Consider the following 19,934-nt stretch of genomic DNA (forward strand, 5'->3'; position numbering starts at 1 on the left):
CTTAATTACGCGCCATGGCGATGTACACCACCTTGCCGATCACCGCCCTGGCAGGCACAAAGCCCCAGAAGCGGCTGTCCAGCGTGTTGTCCCGATTATCGCCCATGACGAAATAGCTTGCTGGCGGCACCGTGCAGGCCAAGGTCTCGCCATCGTCCGTGCATTCCTTCGGCAAAGGGAAGCCGCCGCCTGGCACGCGCGCTGGCGCGGCATCCAGGAACAGGATGTCGTGCGTGCCCGCATCCAGCGTTTCGCTAAACCGCTTGCGGTATACCAGCCGCTCCGCATCAAGATACGCCGGCAGCTCTTTGCCTCGTATATCAACGCCGTTGACTAGAACACGCTTGTCGCGATACACGATACGGTCGCCCGGCACGCCGATCACACGCTTGATGTAGCTCTGTTTCGGATCAACCGGATAATCAAAGACGATAATATCGCCGCGCAGCACCGGCACCGTGATCGTGCTGCCGCCCAGCTGGAAGCCCATGGTGCTGTAATGGCCATAGCCCCACTTCTGCACGACCACATTAGAGCCAAGCGGCAGTGTCGGCAGCATAGCCGACGACGGTATGCGGAACGGCTCATACAGAAACACCCGCAACACCAGAATCGTCAGCGTGAAAACGCCTACCAGCGCCAGCAAGCCATGCCAGCGTACATACCATGGACGCACAGTACGCTCTGTCGCGTCAGCAGCAAATCGATAGGCACGCCAGATCCACAGCAGCATCAGCGCCAGCGACGCCAGGCCGGCAGCGATGCCGCTGTCGTGTCCCGGCGCGAGGAAGCCGGCGATGGCTATCGCCGCAGTCACCACAAAACTGAGCGCGGCCCAGCGCAGCGAACCTACATACAAGAACGCCAGCGGCGCGGAAAAAATCGCCAGGACAATCGCTATCCATTTCTTCGGTTTCAAAACATCTCCAGACGAACGGCCAATGCGGCCAAGGTGACAAACAACACCGGCAAGGTCAGGCACAGGCCGACCCGGAAGTAATAGCCCCACGAAATGCGCGTGCCCTTGTTCGCCAGCACATGCAGCCATAGCAGCGTGGCCAGGCTGCCGATCGGTGTGATCTTCGGACCAAGGTCGCTGCCGATCACGTTCGCATAAATCATCGCTTCGCGCACCGCGCCTTGCGCCGTGCTGGCGTCCACCGACAGCGCACCAATCAGCACCGTCGGCAGATTGTTCATGATCGACGACAGAATCGCCGTCAGGAAGCCGGTGCCCATGGCCGCGCCCCACACGCCATGCTGCGCGCACCAGTCCAGCGCCGAGGTAAGATAGGCCGTCAGCCCGGCATTGCGCAAGCCGTAAACGACAAGGTACATGCCCAGCGAGAAAATCACGATCTGCCACGGCGCGTTCAGCAGCACCTCACGTGTGGAGATACGGTGTCCGCGCGACGCCACCGCCAGCAGCACCAGCGACCCCACCGCCGCCACCACGCAAATCGGCACGCCCATCGGCTCGATCACGAAGAAGCCCACCAGCAGCAGCGCCAGCACCCACCAGCCGGCGATGAAGGTGGCACGGTCATGAATAGCCAGCGCCGGATCTTTGATCTGGCTGACATCATAGTCCGCCGGGATATCGCGGCGGAAGAACCACATCAGCACCGCCAGCGTGGCGGCCACCGCGACCACATTCACCGGCGCCATCACCGCCGCGTAGCGCGCGAAGCTGATGCCGAAATAGTCCGCCGAGACGATGTTCACCAGATTCGACACCACCAGCGGCAAACTGGCCGTATCCGCGATAAAGCCGGCCGCCATCACAAACGCCAGCGTGGCGCGCGCAGAGAAGCGCAATTCGTGCAGGATGGCGATGACGATCGGCGTCAGGATCAGCGCCGCGCCATCATTGGCAAACAGCCCGGACACCGCAGCGCCCAGCAGCACCAGCAGCACAAACAACCGCTTGCCGCTGCCGCCGCCCCAGCGCGCCACATGCAGCGCAGCCCATTCGAAGAAGCCCGCTTTGTCCAGCAGCAGGCTGGTGATGATGATGGCCACAAACGTCGCCGTCGCATTCCAGATGATGTGCCACACCACCGGAATATCGCCAAGATGAATCACGCCCGCCAGCAGCGCCACCGCCGCGCCCAGCGACGCGCTCCAGCCGATGCCCAGGCCGCGCGGCTGCCAGATCACCAGCGCCAGCGTGGCGACAAAGATCAGCACCGCACTCAGCATGCGCCACCCAGCGTGCCGATGCGGCTCAGCTCCGGCGCGGACAACGTAGGCCGCGCCAGGAACGCCTCGATGCGAAGGCGAATAATGCGGTAAGCCTCTTCAAACGCTGCCTCGATTTCCGCTTCGCTGCCCACCACATGACTCGGATCGTCCACGCCCCAATGCGCGCGCAGCACCGGGCCCAGATAAGCCGGGCAAGTCTCGCCGGCCGCGCTGCCGCAGACGGTAATCACGATATCCGGCGTTACCGGCAAACTGTCCCATGACTTGCTGTAGTAGCCTTCAGTGGAAATGCCTTTGCTCTGCAACAGGGCCAGCGCGCGCGGATGCAGCTGGCCGGCTGGCTTGCTGCCGGCACTGATGGCGCGCCACGCTGGCGGCGCCAGATGATTGAAGGTTGCCTCGCTCAGGATGGAACGGCATGAGTTGCCGGTACACAGAAAAAGAATGTTCATCGTTAGCATGAGACGCCACCGCAGCAGTTTTCAGTTAAAAAGCCGATCAAGCCCTTCATCGCCCTGGTATCCGCCGAATAGATGACGAAACGCCCCTCCTGGCGCGATACGACCAGGCCGCCGCGCGTCAACTCCTTCAGGTGGAAGGATAACGAAGATGGCGCGATATCGAGCCGCTCGCCGATCTTGCTGGCTGCCAGGCCTTCCGGTCCGGTTTGCACCAGCAAGCGAAACACAGCCAGTCGGCTCTCTTGCGCCAGGGCCGCCAGTGCAGCCAGGGTTTGCTTGGTATTCATGCAGGCATGCTACCGCATACATTTCGATAATTCAAATATTATTGAAATAATGATGAAATCAGTTGGCCATGAAGTCGGAACGAATATCGATCAGCTCTGCCGAAGGGAGGGCGCGCTGCACATCGGCGATCGCATGCGATAGCGCAACCGAAGGCGTCTCGGCGGGACGCAGGAAGGCCAGTACCAGATAGCCGGCGCGATTGACGCTGACCCACACGTCGTCGCAACCGCTGGCGGCCAGTTGCTCGGCCAGCGCGTTGTAGTCGCGGCACGGCATCCCCAGCCGGTATCTGAGCGTAAAAGCGAATTCCATCATGCACCTCCGTCAGCCCAGAATAGGCCGACACGGCAGGCGCCGTTTGGCGGAACGCAAGCTGCGGACGAAAAAAAAGCCCGCATCGCTGCGAGCTTTGTTCCAATGTATCACCTATTCTTCAATCGTACCGGTCTCCAGGGCTATCTGCCAAGTGAGGCGGCGTCTCAGGCGCCCATGCTATCTGCGTGGTGCCCCCGACGTGTAAATCGACCAACGTATTCGGAATTACAACTCCGGCATTTGCGTCACCTGCACCCGCGAACTTACACAACTCCGGGTGCGGCGCATCCGCCGAACGTGGGACTGTTTGCATGCAAACCTCAACCACGAACGTAGTGTACCACAGTTTTTTGTGCGGCGCACAAATTATTTTACGGCCGCCGATGTGCGCGTGGTCAGCGGCTGCGGTGCACTCGGCTGCCCTTCGCGCCCGGCACGCTCGAATTCGGAAATCACCTGCGCCCCGAACAGCAGCAGCGTGGCGCCAATTTCCAGGCTGAACATGACGATGATGGCGGTCGTCATCGAGCCGTACACCACATTCACCTGCGACAGGGTGGTGAGGTACCACACCAGTATGCGGCGCGCGACCTCCCACAGCAGCGCCGCCGTCACGCCGCCGATCAGCGCATGCGACAGCGACAGCCGCCCGACCGGCATCACCAGGTAAATCGAGGTCAGCACCAGTACCTCGCCCGCCAGTCCCAGCAGGTACAGCAGCACGCCCGACACGCCATTCAGCGACCAGCTATAGCCGAACAGCCGGACGCTTTCCTCACCCATCACCTGCAGGCCGCCGGCAACCAGTGTCACCAGCAGCATGCCCACACCCAGCGACAGGATGTAGCAGTAGGGCATCACCGCCGAAATCATGAAATGCCGGCGCCGTATCGCCACGCGATGCTTAAAAATCACGCACATGGCGTTTTCCAGCACGGTAAACGCCAGCGAACTGAAAAACAGCATGGTGATGACCAGCACGCCCCCCACCAGGTCGCGATGCTCAAGAAAATGCGCCACTTCCGCCACAATCGGCTTGGACTGCCCTGGCACCAGCCAGTTCAGATAGCGTCCCACGGCCGACAGCAGCTCCGCCTGATCGATCACATGCGACAGGGCCACCACCACCAGCATCAGCAGCGGCAGGATGGAAAGCAGCGAGTAATACGCCACCGCGCCCGCCAGCAGCAGGCCTTGATTGGCGCGAAAGCCCTTCAGGCATTGCACAGCAAAATCCATGGGATGACCGGCCACATAGGCCAGCGCCCGGCGGTTAAGTAGGTTCATCGTGCCATTCTAGGCACCGTTCAGCGGCTGGTATGTGCGTCGACGTCCAGATAGCGCCAGTTGGTGAATTCCACCGGATGGCGGCGGTAATGCTTGAGCCACGGCTGTTGCAGGTCGGCCGAGATCGGATGCGTCAGCAGCACCCAGGGCGTGTAGGCGTGGATGATGTTCGCCAATTCATCGTACAAGGCCGTGCGTTGCGGCGATTCGCCCAGTGCGCGGGCCTGCTCGTAGCGCTGATTGTAGGCAGGCAGGTTGAAGCGGGCATAATTGGCGCGGCCTGCATTGGGGCCATACAGCAATTGATAAAAATTATCGCCATCGGGGAAGTCGGCCACCCAGTTGGTTTCAAACATCATCACCTTGCCCAAGCGGGAAGCCTTGATGATTTCAGTCTTCTTATCGCTTTTGAAGGTGACATTCAAGCCGATGGCGTTCAGGTTCTTGCGCCATAGCTCGTCACGCAGGCGGCCAACGGTGGAGGCTTCGCTGTGCATCACCAGTTGCAGCGGCTTGCCGTCCGGCTGGGTGCGGAAGCCGTCCCGGCCTTTGCGGAAGCCGTAGCGCTCCAGCAGCGCGTTGGCCAGCGCCGGATCGTAGGCGACCGGGCTGCGATAGCGGGGATCGTTGCCCAGCACATTCGGCGGCAGCGGCGTCACGGCCGGAATCGCCAGGCCTTTCTTCATCATGGCCACGTCCTCGGCGCTGTTGTAGCCGAGGGCGATCGCGCGGCGCAGCGCCAGTTTTTCCTTGCTGTAGCCGCCGATCAGCGGATCGTCCATGTTCATCCACATATAGTAGGTTTGCAGCACCGGGAAGGGCGCCAGCACGATGCCTTGGGCGGCCAGTTCCGGCCTGAGCCTGGCGTCTGGCGTCAGTACCAACTCCTTCATCGATTCCGGCAGCTGCTCCAGGAAATCGAACTCGCCATTCAGGAAGCCCAGCACGCGCGACTGGTATTCCTCGACGATTTTGATGTCGATGCGGTCCAGCAGCGGCAAGCGCCGGCCCTGGAATGCGGTAGGGCGGAAATCGCGGTTGGCCAGCAGGATGATCTGGTCGCTGCGCTTCCATGTGCCGATCTTGAACGGGCCGGTGCCAACCGGGTGGTTGCCGACCTGTGCACCATAGGCGTCTACCACTTCGCGCGCGACCACGGCAGTGGCCGGCATCGCCAGGTAGTACAGGAAGTTGGGATCTGCGGCTTTCAGGCGGATGCGCAGGGTGAACCTGTCCAGCGCCTGTATGTCGGCCACACCGTCAAACAGGTAGAGCCACGGCGATTTCAGCCCCGGCTCGTACAGGCGCTTGAAGCTGTAGACATAATCATCAGCGGTAACCTGGCGGCGCTGGCCCTTGAAGGCGGCGTCCGGCGTGAAGTAGATGTCCTGCCGCAGGTGGAAGGTGTAGCTCAGGCCGCCATCGCTGATGTCCGGCATGGCGGTGGTCGTATTGGGGATCAGTTTGACCGGGCGGGCCAGGTAATCGTAGCGCAGCAACGGGTCGAACAGGTTTTCCAGCAGGCTGAGGCTGGCCACGTCCGAGGCAACGGCCGGGTCGAGCGCGGTTTCGCCGGTGCTGAGGAAGGCGTGCAGGACTTTGGGCTCGGCGGCAGCAGAGCAGGTGGCGGCCACAAGCAGCACTATCGCTGCACATTTTTTCAGCAGTCGTCCCATCAGTCCTCGCACAGTAAAGCGGCAGCTTATAACTTTTTTGCCTTGCTTACCCGCTATACTTTGCGGATCACCTACTGCACTTACAAAAAATGTCGCTCAATTACATCTGGTCTGGATTCTTCCTGGTGGGCTTTTTGGCCGCATTGGCACAATTCCTCTTCCTGGGCGACACCGAAATCTTCAAGCGCATCATCGACGGCACCTTCGACTCGGCGCGCACCGGCGTGATGGACATTGCCCTGCCGCTGGCCGGTGTAATGACGCTGTGGCTGGGCATCATGAACATCGGCGAGAAGGCCGGCGCCATCGACCTGCTGGCCAAGCTGATCGCGCCGTTCTTCTCGCGCATCTTCCCCGGCGTACCGTCCAACCATCCGGCCACCGGCCACATGGTGATGAACTTCTCGGCCAACCTGCTGGGCCTGGACAACGCCGCCACGCCGTTCGGCCTGAAGGCCATGGAAAGCCTGCAAACGCTCAATCCCAACAAGGACGAGCCGACCGACGCGCAAATCATGTTCCTGGTGCTGCACACCTCGGGCCTGACGCTGATCCCGCTGGCCATCATGGCGCAGCGCTCGATACTTGGCGCGGCCGATCCATCCGACATCTTCATCCCCTGCATGGTGGCGACCTATGTGGCGACCATGACCGGCATCATTGCGGTGTCCATCCGCCAGCGCATCAACCTGTTCAACCGGGTGGTGGTGGGCTGGCTGGGCGGCATCACCGCCTTCATCGTCGGCATCGTCTGGTACTTCACCAACTTCCTGACCAAGCCGGAAATCGAAGTCGTTTCCAAGGTGTTCAGCAACTTCGTGCTGATTGCGGTGATTGGCGGCTTCATCATCGGTGCGCTGCGCAAGAAGGTGAACGTCTACGAGGCCTTCATCGAAGGCGCCAAGGGCGGCATCCAGACTTCGATCACCGTCATCCCCTATTTGGTCGGCATGCTGGTGGCGATCAGCGTGATCCGCAATGCAGGCCTGCTCGGCTTCATCGTGCAGGGCTTCAGCTGGCTGTTCAGCATGCTCGGCTTTAATACCGATTTCGTGGCGGCCCTGCCGACCGCGCTGATGAAGCCGCTGAGCGGCAGCGCCGCCAAAGCCATGATGATCGACACCATGCAAACCTATGGCGTCGATTCCTTCGTCGGCCGCCTGGCCTGTGTGTTCCAGGGCTCGGCCGATACCACCTTCTACATTGTCGCGCTGTACTTCGGCTCGGTCGGCATCCGCAAGACGCGCTATGCGATCTCCTGCGGGCTGATCGCCGACCTGGCCGGCGTGATTGCCGCGATTGCGATTTCTTATGTCTTCTTCTACTAAGCTGTTACGCCGCCTTGTTGCCGCCACGCTGATCGCAGCGGGCGGCGTCGCCAACGCCACGCTGCCGGAACCGGTGGCGCAACTGATGCAGTCCTCGCGCATTCCGCAGGAAGCGGCCGGGGTGATCGTGCTGCGCGGCGACACGGTGCTGGTGTCGCATAATCCGCAGCTGAGCATGCAGCCGGCGTCGACGATGAAGCTGTTTACCACCCTGGCGGCGCTGGAGCAGCTGGGACCGGCGTTCCGTGGCCGTACCGAATTCCGCAGCAACGCGGAAGTCATCAACGGCGTGCTGCAAGGCGACCTGATCCTGCTGGGCGGCGCCGACACCGACCTCAACGAAGACGCGCTGACACATATGCTGCAAGCGCTACGCAACCAGGGCATCCGCAAGATCAAGGGCGATATCGTGGTGGACCGGCTGCTGTTCGCGCCATCGCGGCCGGAAGTGGGTCAGCCACCGTTTGACGAATATCCATGGGCCTACTACAACGTCATCCCCAATGCTGCGCTGATCAACACCAATCTGCTCAAGGTGGAAATGCGCTCCAGCGGCGACAAGGTCGCGCTGGTGATGATGCCGGAGATGGAAAAAGTCACCATCCGCTCAGAGATGAAGCTGACCGACGCCGCCTGCGCGACGTGGGAAAACGGCTGGCGCACACCCGACTTCACCCGCAAGGGCGAGCAGATCGACGTAGTACTGCATGGCGCCTTCCCGAAAAACTGCAGCAAGTCCATCAGCATCAATGTGCTGGACAGCCAGGACTATCTGTCGCGCCTGCTGCTGGCCAAATGGCGGGAACTGGGCGGCAGCCTGAGCGGCGCAGTGCGCGAAGCCGTCGCTGCCGAGCCAGGCGCTGCGGCCGCACCGGTTCCACGTCTGCTGGCCGAGCACGTCTCCCGCTCGCTGCCGGAAGTGCTGCGCGACACCAACAAGCAATCCGACAACACCCTGGCACGCACCATCTTCCTCAGCCTCGGCAGCCTGGAAGCCGATCCCATGCTGGGCAGCAAACCACTGCCGGCCGATCCCGGCGGCGCCAGCACCCCGATGCGCGCCGAAACCGCCATCCGCGCCTGGCTGCAACAGCACAACATCGACGGCAACGGCCTGGTGCTGGACAACGGTTCCGGCCTGTCGCGCAGCGAGCGCGCCACGCCGGCGCAACTGGCGGGCGTGCTGCAGGCGGGCCTGAAAAGCCTGTGGATGCCTGAGTTCCTGGCCAGCCTGCCGATCGCCGCCACCGACGGCACCATGCGCCGCCGGCTGAAGGAAAGTCCGGCCGCCCAGCGCGCGCGGCTGAAAACTGGTAGCCTGACAGGCGTCATCGCCATCGCCGGCTATGTGATGGACACCAACCGCCAGCCGTGTATCGTGGTGGCCATCCTCAACGACGAACACGTCGCCAACGGCGCCGGCCGCGCGGTGCTGGACGAGCTGGTCGACTGGGTGGCGCGGAACTAACAGGAGTCCACATGAAACAACGCGCATTAGGCAAACAAGGATTAACCGTTTCAGCCCAGGGCCTGGGCTGCATGGGCATGAGCAATGTCTACGGCAGTGCCGACGAAAGCGAATCGATTGCCACCCTGCACCGCGCGATCGAACTTGGCGTCAACTTCTTCGACACCGCCGAAGTCTACGGCCCGTATCACAACGAGGAACTGCTGGGCCGCGCCTTTAATGGCCGCCGCAGCGAAGTGATCCTGGCGACCAAATTTGGCTTCGACATCCGCGACGGCGTGCGCAACGCCGTCACCAGCGATCCGGCGCACATCCGCGTAGCGGTCGAAGGTTCGCTGCGCCGGCTCGGCACCGACTACATCGACCTGCTGTACCAGCACCGCATCGATCCGAAAGTGCCGATTGAGGATGTGGTCGGCGTCATGGGGGAGCTGGTCAAGGAGGGCAAGGTGCGCTACCTGGGCTTGTCCGAAGCGGGCGTGGCCAATATCCGCCGCGCGCACGCCGTCCATCCGATCAGCGCGCTGCAAAGCGAATACTCGCTGTGGGAGCGCAATCTGGAAGAAGAGATCATCCCGCTGCTGCGCGAACTGGGCATCGGCCTGGTGCCATTCAGCCCATTGGGACGCGGCTTCCTGGCCGGCACCGCCAAGCGCGCCGAAGAATACCCGCCGACCGACTTCCGCCACCAGGACCCGCGCATGCAGGGCGCCAACTTCGACGCCAATATGGCGGCGGCACAAACCGTGCGCGACCTGGCCGCCGCGCGCGGCCTCGCAGCCGGGCAGGTCGCACTGGCGTGGGTAATGCAGCAGGGCGACGACATCGTCCCCATCCCCGGCACCCGCCGCCGCGCCAACCTCGAACAGAATGCCGCCGCCGCCGGCATCACCCTCAGCCCACAGGAAATCGCGACGCTGGAAAACGCGCTCAAACAAATCGCCGGCCCCCGCTACAACGCCGAACGCATGGCCACCGTCGACCGCTAAAATCCGGGGTTGACCTTATTGCGACAAGTGTCGCATAATGGTGGCAACAGTCGCACGCGGAGTTTTCCATGGCCCTATCCAACATCTTTACCGGCATCGATCTGCTGGCTTTCCAGTTTCTGCTGGCCAGCGGCGGCTGCGTAGTCGCTGGCTTGGGCGTGTGGGGGGTGATGCGTTTGTGCCGCCGCTGGCTGCCGGGTGTCGCCGCGCAGCGTTCGGTATGGCTGCTGGGCCAGTGCACTGTGATCGCCACTTTCCTGCTGGTGCTGGCGCCGCAAAGTGAGCGCCTGCGTCTGCTGCCACCGATTGATATCGAGGATTTGGCGCCACAGCGCGCGCAGGCTGCGGCTAGCGTCCCCGCCGCAGCAAACATTGTTGTCCCGGAGTCCGAAGCCGCCGCTAGTCCGCGCGATTTACTGAACTACGCCGCCCTGGGCTGGCTTGCCATTTACATGCTGGGACTGGGTTATACGCTGCTGCACCTGCTGCATACGCGCCGCATGCTGAATGCGCTGGCCACCGCAGGCAGCATAACCCGTGCGCAGCCGATGGATACCATCGAAGTCGACGCGCCCATCTCGCCGATGTTGTTTGGCCTGTTCCGTCCACGGCTGCTGTTGCCCCTGCATCTGCGCGGCTTCGACGCCGGCCAGCGCCAGCTGATCCTCGAACACGAACTGACACACTGGCGCCGCCGCGATCTGCAATGGGCCAGCGCCGGTATCCTGCTGCAAACCCTGCTCTGGTTTAATCCCTTTATGCACCTGCTGCGCAAGCAGTTGGCGTGGGCGCAGGAACTGGGATGCGACCGCGATGTGCTGCAAGGCCGTCCGCAAGCGCAGCGCAAAGCCTACGCCGCCGCGCTGCTGGCGCAGCTCAAGTTACAGCAGGCGCCGATTACCACCGCACTCGCCTTCGGTAACGCCACGCCGGACACGCTGGCCAGCCGCATCGCACTGATCCGCGATCCGCGCGGCGCGCTGCACAGCCGCTGGGCGCGCATCGCCGCCGTCGCCGGACTGACCGGCGTGCTGGCCATCAGCCTGGCGCTGCAACCATCGCTGGCGTCGCAAAACCTTCAGCCGCTGTCCTGCACCACGCTGATGGATGCCGCCACCGGCCAGCGCCTGCGCCATGACGGCCAGTGCGACGCGCGCGCCACGCCGGCGTCCACCTTCAACATCGTGGTCAGCCTGATGGGCTACGACAGCGGCATCCTGGTCGACGAGCACACGCCGGTCATGCAGTACAAACCGGGCTACGCCGACTGGAACGACAGCTGGCGCACCGATACCGATCCCACCAGCTGGATCATCAATTCCAACGTCTGGTTCGCGCAGAACGTCACCCGGCAACTGGGCGAGGCGCGCTTCCAGCGCTACATTGACGGCTTCGGCTACGGCAACCGCGATGTCTCCGGCGACCAGGGCAAGCAGAACGGCCTGACCATGTCGTGGATCGCCTCGTCGCTGAAGATTTCACCGGACGAGCAGCTGGACTTCCTGCGCAAGCTGGTCAACCGCGAGCTGCCGGTGTCCGCCAAGGCTTACGATATGACCGCCCGCATCATGCAACCGCGCACGCTGGCCAACGGCTGGACCATGCGCGGCAAGACCGGGACCTCCGCAGCAGTGCTGCCGGATGGCCGCGACGACAAGCAGCACCAATATGGCTGGTATGTCGGCTGGGCCACCAAGGGCGATCGCACCATTGTGTTCGCCCGCATGATGCTCGACCAGCGACAGGAAACCTACGGCGGCGCGCGCGCCAGACAGGCATTCCTGAGCGAAGTCGCCACGCAACTCGATACGCTTTAACCCCCAACCAAAGGAGCTACCTTGTCCACACTGAGCCGCATGGCATTTGCCATCGCAGCGTGCTGCTGCACGTCTATCGCCGGCGCCGCCGACCTGCAAACCAGGGTCGATCAGGCCATCAAGCCGATCATGAAGGAGTACGACGTACCGGGCATCGCCGTCGCTGTCACTGCCAACGGCAAGCTGTCCTATTTCAGCTACGGCGTCGCGTCGAAGGAGAGCGGTGCACCGGTCACCGAGAACACGCTGTTTGAACTGGGCTCGGTCAGCAAGACCTTCACCGCCACCATGGTCAGCTACGGTGTGGCGCAAGGCAAGCTGTCGCTGGACGATCATCCAAGCCGCTACATGCCGCAGCTGAAGGGCAGCGCCATCGACCAGGCCACAGTGCTCAACTTCGGCACCTACACCGCCGGCGGCCTGCCGCTGCAAGTGCCTGATGGCGTGCAGAACACCGAGCAAAGCATGCTGGCTTATCTGCGCAACTTCAAGCCGATCGCGGCGCCGGACAAGGTACGCGTGTATTCGAATCCCAGCCTGGGCTTGTTTGGCCATGTCGCCAGCCTGGCGATGAAAACCAGCCAGGTGGATATACTGGAAAAGCAGATCCTGCCGAAACTGGGCATGCGCAATACCTACCTGCTCATGCCGAAAAGTGCGCTGCCCAATTACGCCTGGGGCTATAACGCGGAGAACAAAGCCGTGCGCATGCGCGACGATCTGTTCTCGGTGGAGGCTTACGGCGTGCGCTCCAGCAGCGCGGACCTGATCCGCTACGTGCAGGCCAATATCGATCCGAGCCAGCTGGAACCGACCGTGCGCCGCGCGATTGAAGGCACGCACATCGGCTATTTCAAGACCGGCGTAAATACGCAGGGCCTGGGCTGGGAACAATATCCTTACCCGGTGTCGCTGGCGCATCTACAGGAAGGTAATTCCAGCAAGATGAGCCGCGAGGTCAACCCGACCACGCGCCTGTCGCCGCCGCAGCCCGCGTCGGACAGCACCTGGTACAACAAGACCGGCGCCACCGGTGGCTTCAGCTCCTATGTGGCGTTTGTGCCGGAGAAGAAAATCGGCATCGTGATTCTGGCCAACCGCAACTATCCTATCGCTGAACGTATCAAGGCTGCGTATTCGATTCTGGCTGGGTTGCAGGCGCAATAACCGGCAGCGGGGTGGTCAGCACATCGATCATCGCTGCCGTTTCCGCATCCGGCGTACCATCAAACAGCGACGGGCGGTACTTGGTCTGGAACACCGAGATCACATTGCGCGTTGCCTGATCCAGTTCGCCCGTTTGCGGCACCGCATAGCCAATCTCCGCCAGCTTGCGCTGGAACCAGATCACTTCCGGCAGCTGTTCCTGATAGCCGGGCATGCGCGCCACCACGCGGCTGGGCTCCGGCCATGGAATCAGGCCGGCGTCCGCCAGCTGCTTCCACGGGAAGGCCGGGCCGGGATCCTGCTTGCGCTGCGGCGCGATGTCGTTGTGGCCAAGAATATTCCCCGGCGCGATGTTGTAGCGCTTGACGATATCCTTCAACAGCAAAATCAGCTGATCGACCTGCGCCTGCTGGAACGGTGCGTACACCCGTCCCTGCGCCGTCTCCTTGAAGCCCGGATTCACAATCTCGATACCGATCGACGCGGCGTTGAGCTGGTTGTAAATCTTCCAGCTGCTCAGGCCCGCGTGATTCGACTGGCGCGACTCGTCCACCAGCGTGTAGAAGAACGGCGGATTGGTATCCGTCAGCAGGTAATGCGCGCTGACCTGCGTACCATGCGCCAGCGCGTTGATGGAGCGCGGCAGGTCGCTCACCGTGTAATGCAGGATCACATACTTGATGCGGTCACTCTGCGCGCGCGCAGTCAGCGAGTGATCGAAACGTGGCCCCTCCGGCGGTGCGGTGGCGCAGCCGGCCAGCAGGGCGGTCAAAGCGAGTAGCGGAACAATTTTCATAAGCGTGTCAGCCTCGGTTCAATAATGAGAGTGTAGGGCAAGGCGCGCCGCCGCGTGATGCGCCAGCGTGTCCCGCTGCGTCAGCGATAACTCGGCGGGCAGCGCCGCGCGCATGCTTTGCGCGATCAGCGGATGCAGCTGCGCTGCACGTCCGCCCAGTATGATCGGACGTTCGCCGTAGCGGCCCACCAGCGCCAGCGCAATCCGCGCCAGCTCGGCGCCGGCCCGTTCCAGAATATTGCGTGCCACCGGATCGGCATCCGCGCTGGAAGCCACCGCCAGCGCCAGGCTGCCGATCGCGCCGCGCTCCTGGCCATAAATGAATTGGCGCGACAGCGACCAATCGCTGCCGCCGATCTGCGCAAACACCGCGCGCGCCATGGCCGACTGCTGCCACACGCCCGGCTGCTCATCCTCCAGCCGCCAGATATGCCGCATGGCTTGGCGCGCGATCCAGAATCCGCCGCCGCCGTCATCCAGCGTCACGCCGCGTCCACCGGCGCGATGGAACTGGCCGTCGGCGTCTATCCACGCGGCGATGGAGCCTGTGCCGGCATACACCAGATAACCTTGGCCCGGCGCAAAGCTGTCCAGATACGCGATTTCCACATCGTTGCGCATGCTGATCGCGGTTGGCGCGATCTTCAGCACGTCGGCCAGCAATTGCGTGGCCTGCGTACTGGCACCGTCAAAGCCGGTCAGGCCGGCGCAGGCGCGCGCCGGCTGGCCCGCCGCCAGTACCTGCGACGCCAGCATGGCGAAGATGCCGCGCACCGCGTCGCGGCCGGCGGCACTGTTCATCTGCGTGGCCGACATGCCGCCCACACTGCCCTCGGCCACAATGGCGCCTGATGCATCCGCCAGCGCCCAGCGGGTTTGCGTGCCGCCTGCATCTATGCCCAGACCGAGATCGCTCATCGTCAGCTCCGTGTATACACCTGGATGCGTTCACTTTCATTGCCGAGCCGGTCAACCGCACTGACCACCACCGCCTGTGCTGCGCCACCTGCGGCGTCATCCGCCAGCAGCAGCACCGGACGCGAAGCCGGCGCCACCGCGAAGCGCCACTCGCTGCCATAGCGCGACCAGATCGCATAATGCGTCACCGGTTTGCCGGTGCCGGCGGACAGCTTCAGCGCCACGCCATTGCTGTCGCGCCGTGTCGATGCCTGCGGCGCGGCTGGTGCATCGGAACCCAGCCACGGCGTGGCCGGCGTCAGCGCGGCGGTTTGATAGGCCTGCGTTTTCAGCTGGTCGGTAATGCCCTTGCGGTTTTCCATCAGCGGCGCGATCGAGAAGTGCAGGTGGCCGCGCGCGCCGCTGCGGCTGCGCGTCACGCCGATCTGCTTGACGATTTCTTCCGGCGCAAAGGACTTGATGCTGTTGTCGATACGGCTGGTGTACAAGCCTGGCCACACATGGCGCGCGCGGGTGTTCTGCGCCAGCCAGTAATCCAGCAGCACGTCGAAGGCTTGCGGGGCCTGCGCCACCGGCCAGTACAGCTGCGGCGCCAGGTAATCGAGCCAGCCGTTTTGCAGCCACAGTTCGGCGTCCGCATACAGCTTGTCGTACTGGCTGAAACCGATGATGCCGGCCGGGCGGCGGTCCGGACGGCCGATGCCGAAGGGGCTGATGCCGAAGCGCACCCACGACTTCTGCTTGCGGATACCCATATACATCGCTTCGATCAGCGAATTGACGTTCTGCCGGCGCCAGTGCGGGCGGTCCAGCGTACCGCCTTCCAGCAGATAGCGCTGCCACGACGGCTGGTCCGGGAATTCCAGCTCCTGCCGCGCGCCACCGACGCCGCCATCCAGCGCCACGCCTTCCGGCCCGGCCGCATTCGGCGTATCGATCGGATAGGGATAGAAATAATCGTCGATGTGCACGCCGTCGATGTCATAGCGGCGCACCACATCCAGCACCACGTCCAGCGTGTGCTGCGAGGCGGCGGCTTCGCCCGGGTCCATCCACAGATAGCGGCCATAGGATTTGACGACTTCCGGTTGCTTGCGGCCGATATGGCTGGTGGCCAGCGGCGTCTTGGCGGTGGCGTGGCGCGCGCGGTAGGGATTGAACCACGCATGCAGCTCCAGCCCGCGCGCGTGCGCCTGTTCGATCCAGAACTGCAACGGGTCCCACGGCTGCGCCGGCGGACGGCCCTGCTGGCCGGTGAGGAATTCTGACCACGGCTCCAGCTCGGATGGATAAATCGCATCCGCGCTCGGGCGCACTTGCAGCACGATGGCGTTCAGGTTCAGTGCCTTGGCGCGGTCGAGGATGGCGAGGGCTTCGGTCTGCTGCTTGGCCGTGCTCAGGTTGCTGCGGCTGGGCCAGTCGATATTGGCCACGGTCGATACCCAGGCGGCGCGGAATTCGCGCGGTGCAGGGGGTGGCATGCGCGGGTCGGCCATTGCCGGCGCCATGGCCTGGCCGCCCGGCTGTGGGCGGGCCGATGGTTGCGGCGATGGCGGCACCGTGCCAGATTCCGGCACAGGTGCGGTCGGCGTACTGGAACATCCTTCAAGCAGCGCCGCCAGACCAGCCGCCATGCCGGCCGACAGGGTCAGCCGCTTCTTCGCATTAAGAACCAAAACCATCTCCGAATCAGTAGAGACCGTATTGTAATGGCTATTTCTGGCCGAATTCAGCAGGAATCCGCACCTTCAGCGCCATGACGAACGCTGGCAGCGTGGAAATGCATGCCCAGATGAAAAATTGCTGATAACCGAGCTGCTGCTGTATCCAGCCGCTCACCATTCCCGGCAACATCATGCCCAGCGCCATGAAGCCGGTGCAGATCGCGTAATGGGCGGTTTTATGCTCGCCATCGGCCACCAGCACCATGTACAGCAGGAAGGCGGCAAAGCCGAAACCGTAGCCGAACTGCTCCACCGCCAGGCAGATGGCGACCAGCGTCAGATTGTCTGGCAGCGCCGTGGCCAGGTAGACAAACACCAGGTCCGGCACGTGCATGATGGACACCATCGGCAGCAGCGCCCGCTTCAGGCCGAAGCGCGACACCACTACCCCGCCGGCAATGCCGCCAATCACCAGCGCGCACACGCCGATGGTGCCGTAGACCAGGCCGAACTCCGAGGTGCTGAGGCCGAGGCCGCCCTTGTCACGCGGGTCCAGCAGAAAGGGGGCGGCCATCTTCAGCAACTGCGCCTCGCCGAGACGGTACAACAGCAGGAAGGCCAGCGTCGTCAGAATCTCCGGCTTGCGGAAAAAACTGGCAAAGGTCTGCACAAAGTCCTGCCACAGCGCGCCGCCGGCGGCATGTGCATGATCCTCCTGCGGGCGCGGCAGCATCAACTGGTGCCAGCCGCACAGCAGCAGGAACAATACCGCCATCAGCACAAACACCACCGACCAGGCGTGCACGGGATTGCCGGTCGCTTTCATCAACTCACCGGCGATATACACCAGCCCGCCCTGTCCGCCGATCATCGCCAGCTTGTAAAACGCGCTGCGCACGCCGACGAAGGCGGCCTGCTGGCGCTGCGTCGGCAGGCCCAGCATGTAGAACCCGTCGGAGGCGATATCATGGGTGGCCGAGCTGAACGCCATCAGCCAGAAAATCACCAGGGTCCAGCGGAAGAAGTCCGGCGCATGCAAGGTCAGCGCCACCGCCGCCAGGCCCGCACCGCTGACCAGCTGCATCAGCACCGTCCAGCGCCGCTTGGTGCCGAACATCTCGACAATCGGCGCCCACAAAGGCTTCACCACCCACGGCAGATACAGCCACGCCGTATAAAACGCCAGATCGGCATTCGAAATGCCAAGGTTCTTATACATCACGGTGGACAGCATCATCACCGCCACATAAGGCACACCCTGGCTGAAGGAAACACTGGGCACCCACGCCCAGGCACTACGTTGTTGCATATGAAACTCCAGGTTATTGCAAGGCGGCGCGGAGGTTGCCGGTGTGGTGGTCAAGTAGCGCCTGGGCGTCCGGGGCTGACTGTTTTTTGAGCAGCATGACGATGGCGGTTTTGATCTGATATTGGCAGGCGTCCAGGGCGTTGCGCGCAGCGTCGGCATCGGCGCCAGTGACGCGCATGGCCAGGCTGATTGCGCGTTCGGTCAGCTTGGCGTTGGTCGGATGCAGGTCGACCATCAGGTTGCCGTAGACTTTGTGCAGGCGCACCATCAGTGCGCTGGAGAGTGTGTTCAGCACGACTTTTTGCGCCGTGCCCGCTTTCAGGCGGGTGCTGCCGGAGATCACTTCCGCGCCGGTGTCGAGGCAGATGGCGATATCGGCGCCAGCCAGCAGCGGTGTGCCGGCGTTGTTGGCGATACCGATCGTCAGCGCTCCCACCGCGCGCGCTGCCTGTAACGCGCCCAGCACGTACGGCGTGGTGCCGGACGCCGCCACCAGCAAGACCACGTCGTTGTAGCTGGGATAGAGCAGCCGCAGGTCGGTGGCGCCCTTGTTGCGGTCATCTTCCGCGCCTTCGACCGCCTCGAACATCGCGCCCAGGCCGCCCGCCAGCAAGGCCACGGCACGTTCGTGCGGCCAGGAAAAGGTGGGGTAGAGTTCGACGCTGTCCAGTATGCCCAGCCGTCCCGAGGTGCCGGCGCCGACATAGACCAGCCGCCCGCCAGCCGCGATGCGCGGCGTCATCGCTTCCACTGCCGCGCTGATGCTAGCCGAGGCCGCCTTCACAGCCTGCAATGCCTGCGCCTGATCATCCACCAGGGCGGCGACCAGGTCCGCTACCGGGTAGAGGTCCAGCTGGGGATGCTGCGTACTCGGCGTCTCGGTATTGAGCATGGGTCAGGTGGCGCGGCGCATCTCCGCGACGAAGTCGTAATGGTCACTATGGCAATACGAATGGGTCAGCTCCATCGCCTCGCCGGTATCCAGATAGGCTATCCGCGTGATGTACAGCAGCGCCTGTCCTTCCGGCACGCCCAGCTGCTTGGCCAGCTCTGCCGAGGCATTCATCGCGCGGATGTGCTGCAAGGCGCGCGCCGGCGCCTTGTTGATGCTTTCCAGGTATTGATACAGCGAGTTGCCTACCGCGTTAGGGTCGTTCAGCACCGTCTGCGGCAGCACCGACACCTCGTACGCCATCACCACATCATCCGCCAGGCGCAAGCGCTCCAGCCGCGCCACCTTGGAATACGGCGACAGGCCCAGGCTCAGCTGCTCTTCCGGCGTCGGCGTGACGATGGCCCGCTTCAGCCAGCGCGAACCCGGAATATGGCCGCGCTGCTGCAATTGCTCCGAAAAACTGGTGAGGTTGGACAGCGGCTGCTCGATGCGCGGCGCAATATAATTGCCGGAACCACGGCGGCGAACCACCAGTCCCTGGTCCACCAGCTGGTCGATGGCCTTGCGCGCAGTCACCCGTGAAACGTTTAACAGCTCCGACAAGGTCCGTTCGGACGGCAGCGCCTGATCCACTTGATAGCGGCCATTGAGCACATCATCGCTCAATTTGCGGGCAATTTGCATGTACAACGGCGAACTGTCGTTGGCATCCGCCTTGAATTCAAAACTGGTCTGGCTCATTCATTTCTCCTCACGCCTCTAGTGTAATAGCGATGCGGTAAACGGTGTGCGCCTGTTGGGGTGTGAAGCCACAATATTTCTACAAGTAGCATAAGTCCGAACGCGGCGGAATGCGCCTATTTGGCGGATAATGCGGGGTTTGCACCACCAGCCCAGACTGTTCCCGACCATGTCCAAGAAGTCCACCGCGCCCGCCGCTTGCCCTTGCGGCGGCCCCTCGCTTGCCAGCTGCTGCGGCCCGTATATCGCCGGCGACGCCATCGCGCCCACCGCCGAGGCATTGATGCGCTCGCGCTATACCGCCTATGGCCAGCGCAACGAGCCCTATCTGCTGGCCACCTGGCACGCCAGCACCCGCCCGGACGAACCCATCATGAGCGACGAGGAAAAGGTGCAATGGCTGGGACTTGAGGTAAAATCTGCTTTACGTTTACGTCAACGTAAAGCAGATGATGCCGATCTTACCAAGGATACGGTCGAGTTTGTCGCCCGGTTCAAGATCAATGGCCGGGCACAACGTCTGCACGAGATGAGCAATTTTGTACGCGAACCAGCGGAAGCAGGAGACCTGCGCTGGTTTTACGTTGACGGTAGTTTTCCAGAATAGACA

The 19,934-nt window shown here is 63.0% G+C and carries 19 protein-coding genes; 6 read left to right on the plus strand and 13 right to left on the minus strand.

Translation table 11 applies throughout. The features are described from left to right. Window position 1: 1 nt before the first annotated feature. The 7 genes from lepB to KW842_RS20520 form a co-directional block, all read right to left on the minus strand. Window positions 2-919, minus strand: a complete 918-nt coding sequence (gene lepB / locus KW842_RS20490; RefSeq protein WP_218305971.1) for a signal peptidase I — start codon at window positions 917-919, stop codon at window positions 2-4. Then, window positions 916-2,202 (minus strand): arsenic transporter, encoded by a 1,287-nt coding sequence (locus tag KW842_RS20495; RefSeq protein ID WP_218305972.1) that lies wholly within the window; start codon window positions 2,200-2,202, stop codon window positions 916-918. The genes lepB and KW842_RS20495 overlap by 4 nt, the downstream gene beginning before the upstream one ends. Next, complete coding sequence (locus KW842_RS20500) at window positions 2,196-2,657, minus strand: arsenate reductase ArsC (RefSeq protein WP_218305973.1); 462 nt, start codon at window positions 2,655-2,657, stop codon at window positions 2,196-2,198. Before KW842_RS20500 ends, KW842_RS20495 begins: the two co-directional genes overlap by 7 nt. 2 nt (window positions 2,658-2,659) lie before the next feature. Beyond that, entirely contained in the window at window positions 2,660-2,953 is a 294-nt protein-coding gene (locus KW842_RS20505; protein ID WP_218305974.1) for a helix-turn-helix transcriptional regulator, read from the minus strand. Window positions 2,954-3,011: 58 nt separating this feature from the next. After that, entirely contained in the window at window positions 3,012-3,269 is a 258-nt protein-coding gene (locus tag KW842_RS20510) for a hypothetical protein (RefSeq protein WP_218305975.1), read from the minus strand. A 366-nt stretch (window positions 3,270-3,635) separates the two neighbouring features. After that, window positions 3,636-4,556, minus strand: coding sequence for a YihY/virulence factor BrkB family protein (locus tag KW842_RS20515; RefSeq protein ID WP_218305976.1), 921 nt, complete (start codon window positions 4,554-4,556; stop codon window positions 3,636-3,638). 20 nt (window positions 4,557-4,576) lie between these two features. After that, a complete protein-coding gene (locus KW842_RS20520) occupies window positions 4,577-6,232 on the minus strand; it encodes an ABC transporter substrate-binding protein (protein ID WP_218305977.1) in 1,656 nt (551 codons plus the stop codon). An 89-nt stretch (window positions 6,233-6,321) separates the two neighbouring features. Here KW842_RS20520 and KW842_RS20525 point away from each other — a divergent pair, with 89 nt between their 5' ends. The 5 genes from KW842_RS20525 (at window position 6,322) to ampC (ending at window position 13,001) form a co-directional block, all read left to right on the plus strand. After that, window positions 6,322-7,560, plus strand: a complete 1,239-nt coding sequence (locus KW842_RS20525; RefSeq protein ID WP_218305978.1) for a nucleoside recognition domain-containing protein — start codon at window positions 6,322-6,324, stop codon at window positions 7,558-7,560. Further along, window positions 7,544-9,028 carry a D-alanyl-D-alanine carboxypeptidase/D-alanyl-D-alanine-endopeptidase gene (gene dacB, locus KW842_RS20530; RefSeq protein WP_229223818.1) on the plus strand — a complete coding sequence of 495 codons (1,485 nt, stop codon included), beginning with the start codon at window positions 7,544-7,546 and terminating at the stop codon, window positions 9,026-9,028. Before KW842_RS20525 ends, dacB begins: the two co-directional genes overlap by 17 nt. 11 nt (window positions 9,029-9,039) lie before the next feature. Then, window positions 9,040-10,017, plus strand: coding sequence for an aldo/keto reductase (locus KW842_RS20535; RefSeq protein ID WP_218305979.1), 978 nt, complete (start codon window positions 9,040-9,042; stop codon window positions 10,015-10,017). Window positions 10,018-10,085: 68 nt separating this feature from the next. Further along, the gene (blaOXA, locus tag KW842_RS20540) at window positions 10,086-11,834 is read left to right on the plus strand and encodes a class D beta-lactamase (protein WP_218305980.1); all 1,749 of its coding nucleotides are present in this window, start codon (window positions 10,086-10,088) and stop codon (window positions 11,832-11,834) included. A 21-nt stretch (window positions 11,835-11,855) separates the two neighbouring features. Further along, window positions 11,856-13,001 (plus strand): class C beta-lactamase, encoded by a 1,146-nt coding sequence (ampC, locus tag KW842_RS20545; RefSeq protein WP_218305981.1) that lies wholly within the window; start codon window positions 11,856-11,858, stop codon window positions 12,999-13,001. Here ampC and KW842_RS20550 read toward each other — a convergent pair. The 6 genes from KW842_RS20550 to KW842_RS20575 are packed head-to-tail and all read right to left on the minus strand — an operon-like array spanning window position 12,958 to window position 19,324. Then, entirely contained in the window at window positions 12,958-13,797 is an 840-nt protein-coding gene (locus KW842_RS20550; protein ID WP_218305982.1) for an N-acetylmuramoyl-L-alanine amidase, read from the minus strand. The two genes, ampC and KW842_RS20550, sit on opposite strands and share 44 nt — an antisense overlap. 18 nt (window positions 13,798-13,815) lie before the next feature. Beyond that, the gene (locus KW842_RS20555) at window positions 13,816-14,715 is read right to left on the minus strand and encodes an N-acetylglucosamine kinase (protein ID WP_218305983.1); all 900 of its coding nucleotides are present in this window, start codon (window positions 14,713-14,715) and stop codon (window positions 13,816-13,818) included. 2 nt (window positions 14,716-14,717) lie between these two features. Then, entirely contained in the window at window positions 14,718-16,397 is a 1,680-nt protein-coding gene (locus tag KW842_RS20560; RefSeq protein ID WP_218305984.1) for a glycoside hydrolase family 10 protein, read from the minus strand. A gap of 31 nt (window positions 16,398-16,428) precedes the next feature. Further along, the gene (locus tag KW842_RS20565) at window positions 16,429-17,688 is read right to left on the minus strand and encodes an MFS transporter (protein ID WP_218305985.1); all 1,260 of its coding nucleotides are present in this window, start codon (window positions 17,686-17,688) and stop codon (window positions 16,429-16,431) included. 13 nt (window positions 17,689-17,701) lie between these two features. Beyond that, on the minus strand, window positions 17,702-18,580 hold the full coding sequence (gene murQ / locus KW842_RS20570; RefSeq protein WP_218305986.1) for an N-acetylmuramic acid 6-phosphate etherase: 879 nt from the start codon (window positions 18,578-18,580) through the stop codon (window positions 17,702-17,704). 3 nt (window positions 18,581-18,583) lie between these two features. Continuing rightward, a complete protein-coding gene (locus KW842_RS20575) occupies window positions 18,584-19,324 on the minus strand; it encodes a GntR family transcriptional regulator (RefSeq protein WP_218305987.1) in 741 nt (246 codons plus the stop codon). Between the two features lie 169 nt (window positions 19,325-19,493). On the opposite strand from KW842_RS20575, the gene KW842_RS20580 reads away from it, so the two are divergent. After that, on the plus strand, window positions 19,494-19,931 hold the full coding sequence (locus KW842_RS20580; RefSeq protein WP_218305988.1) for a YchJ family protein: 438 nt from the start codon (window positions 19,494-19,496) through the stop codon (window positions 19,929-19,931). Window positions 19,932-19,934: the final 3 nt, after the last annotated feature.

The organism is Duganella sp. sic0402 (assembly GCF_019219065.1).
Lineage (GTDB): Bacteria > Pseudomonadota > Gammaproteobacteria > Burkholderiales > Burkholderiaceae_D > Rugamonas.

Coding starts and splice junctions, on each gene's coding strand:
- KW842_RS20495 (WP_218305972.1), bottom strand. CDS start 2,202: ATGCTGAGTGCGGTGCTGATCTTTGTCGCCACGCTGGCGCTGGTGATC.
- KW842_RS20500 (WP_218305973.1), bottom strand. CDS start 2,657: ATGAACATTCTTTTTCTGTGTACCGGCAACTCATGCCGTTCCATCCTG.
- KW842_RS20505 (WP_218305974.1), bottom strand. CDS start 2,953: ATGAATACCAAGCAAACCCTGGCTGCACTGGCGGCCCTGGCGCAAGAG.
- KW842_RS20510 (WP_218305975.1), bottom strand. CDS start 3,269: ATGATGGAATTCGCTTTTACGCTCAGATACCGGCTGGGGATGCCGTGC.
- KW842_RS20515 (WP_218305976.1), bottom strand. CDS start 4,556: ATGAACCTACTTAACCGCCGGGCGCTGGCCTATGTGGCCGGTCATCCC.
- KW842_RS20520 (WP_218305977.1), bottom strand. CDS start 6,232: ATGGGACGACTGCTGAAAAAATGTGCAGCGATAGTGCTGCTTGTGGCC.
- KW842_RS20525 (WP_218305978.1), top strand. CDS start 6,322: ATGTCGCTCAATTACATCTGGTCTGGATTCTTCCTGGTGGGCTTTTTG.
- dacB (WP_229223818.1), top strand. CDS start 7,544: ATGTCTTCTTCTACTAAGCTGTTACGCCGCCTTGTTGCCGCCACGCTG.
- KW842_RS20535 (WP_218305979.1), top strand. CDS start 9,040: ATGAAACAACGCGCATTAGGCAAACAAGGATTAACCGTTTCAGCCCAG.
- blaOXA (WP_218305980.1), top strand. CDS start 10,086: ATGGCCCTATCCAACATCTTTACCGGCATCGATCTGCTGGCTTTCCAG.
- KW842_RS20550 (WP_218305982.1), bottom strand. CDS start 13,797: ATGAAAATTGTTCCGCTACTCGCTTTGACCGCCCTGCTGGCCGGCTGC.
- KW842_RS20555 (WP_218305983.1), bottom strand. CDS start 14,715: ATGAGCGATCTCGGTCTGGGCATAGATGCAGGCGGCACGCAAACCCGC.
- KW842_RS20560 (WP_218305984.1), bottom strand. CDS start 16,397: ATGGTTTTGGTTCTTAATGCGAAGAAGCGGCTGACCCTGTCGGCCGGC.
- KW842_RS20565 (WP_218305985.1), bottom strand. CDS start 17,688: ATGCAACAACGTAGTGCCTGGGCGTGGGTGCCCAGTGTTTCCTTCAGC.
- murQ (WP_218305986.1), bottom strand. CDS start 18,580: ATGCTCAATACCGAGACGCCGAGTACGCAGCATCCCCAGCTGGACCTC.
- KW842_RS20575 (WP_218305987.1), bottom strand. CDS start 19,324: ATGAGCCAGACCAGTTTTGAATTCAAGGCGGATGCCAACGACAGTTCG.
- KW842_RS20580 (WP_218305988.1), top strand. CDS start 19,494: ATGTCCAAGAAGTCCACCGCGCCCGCCGCTTGCCCTTGCGGCGGCCCC.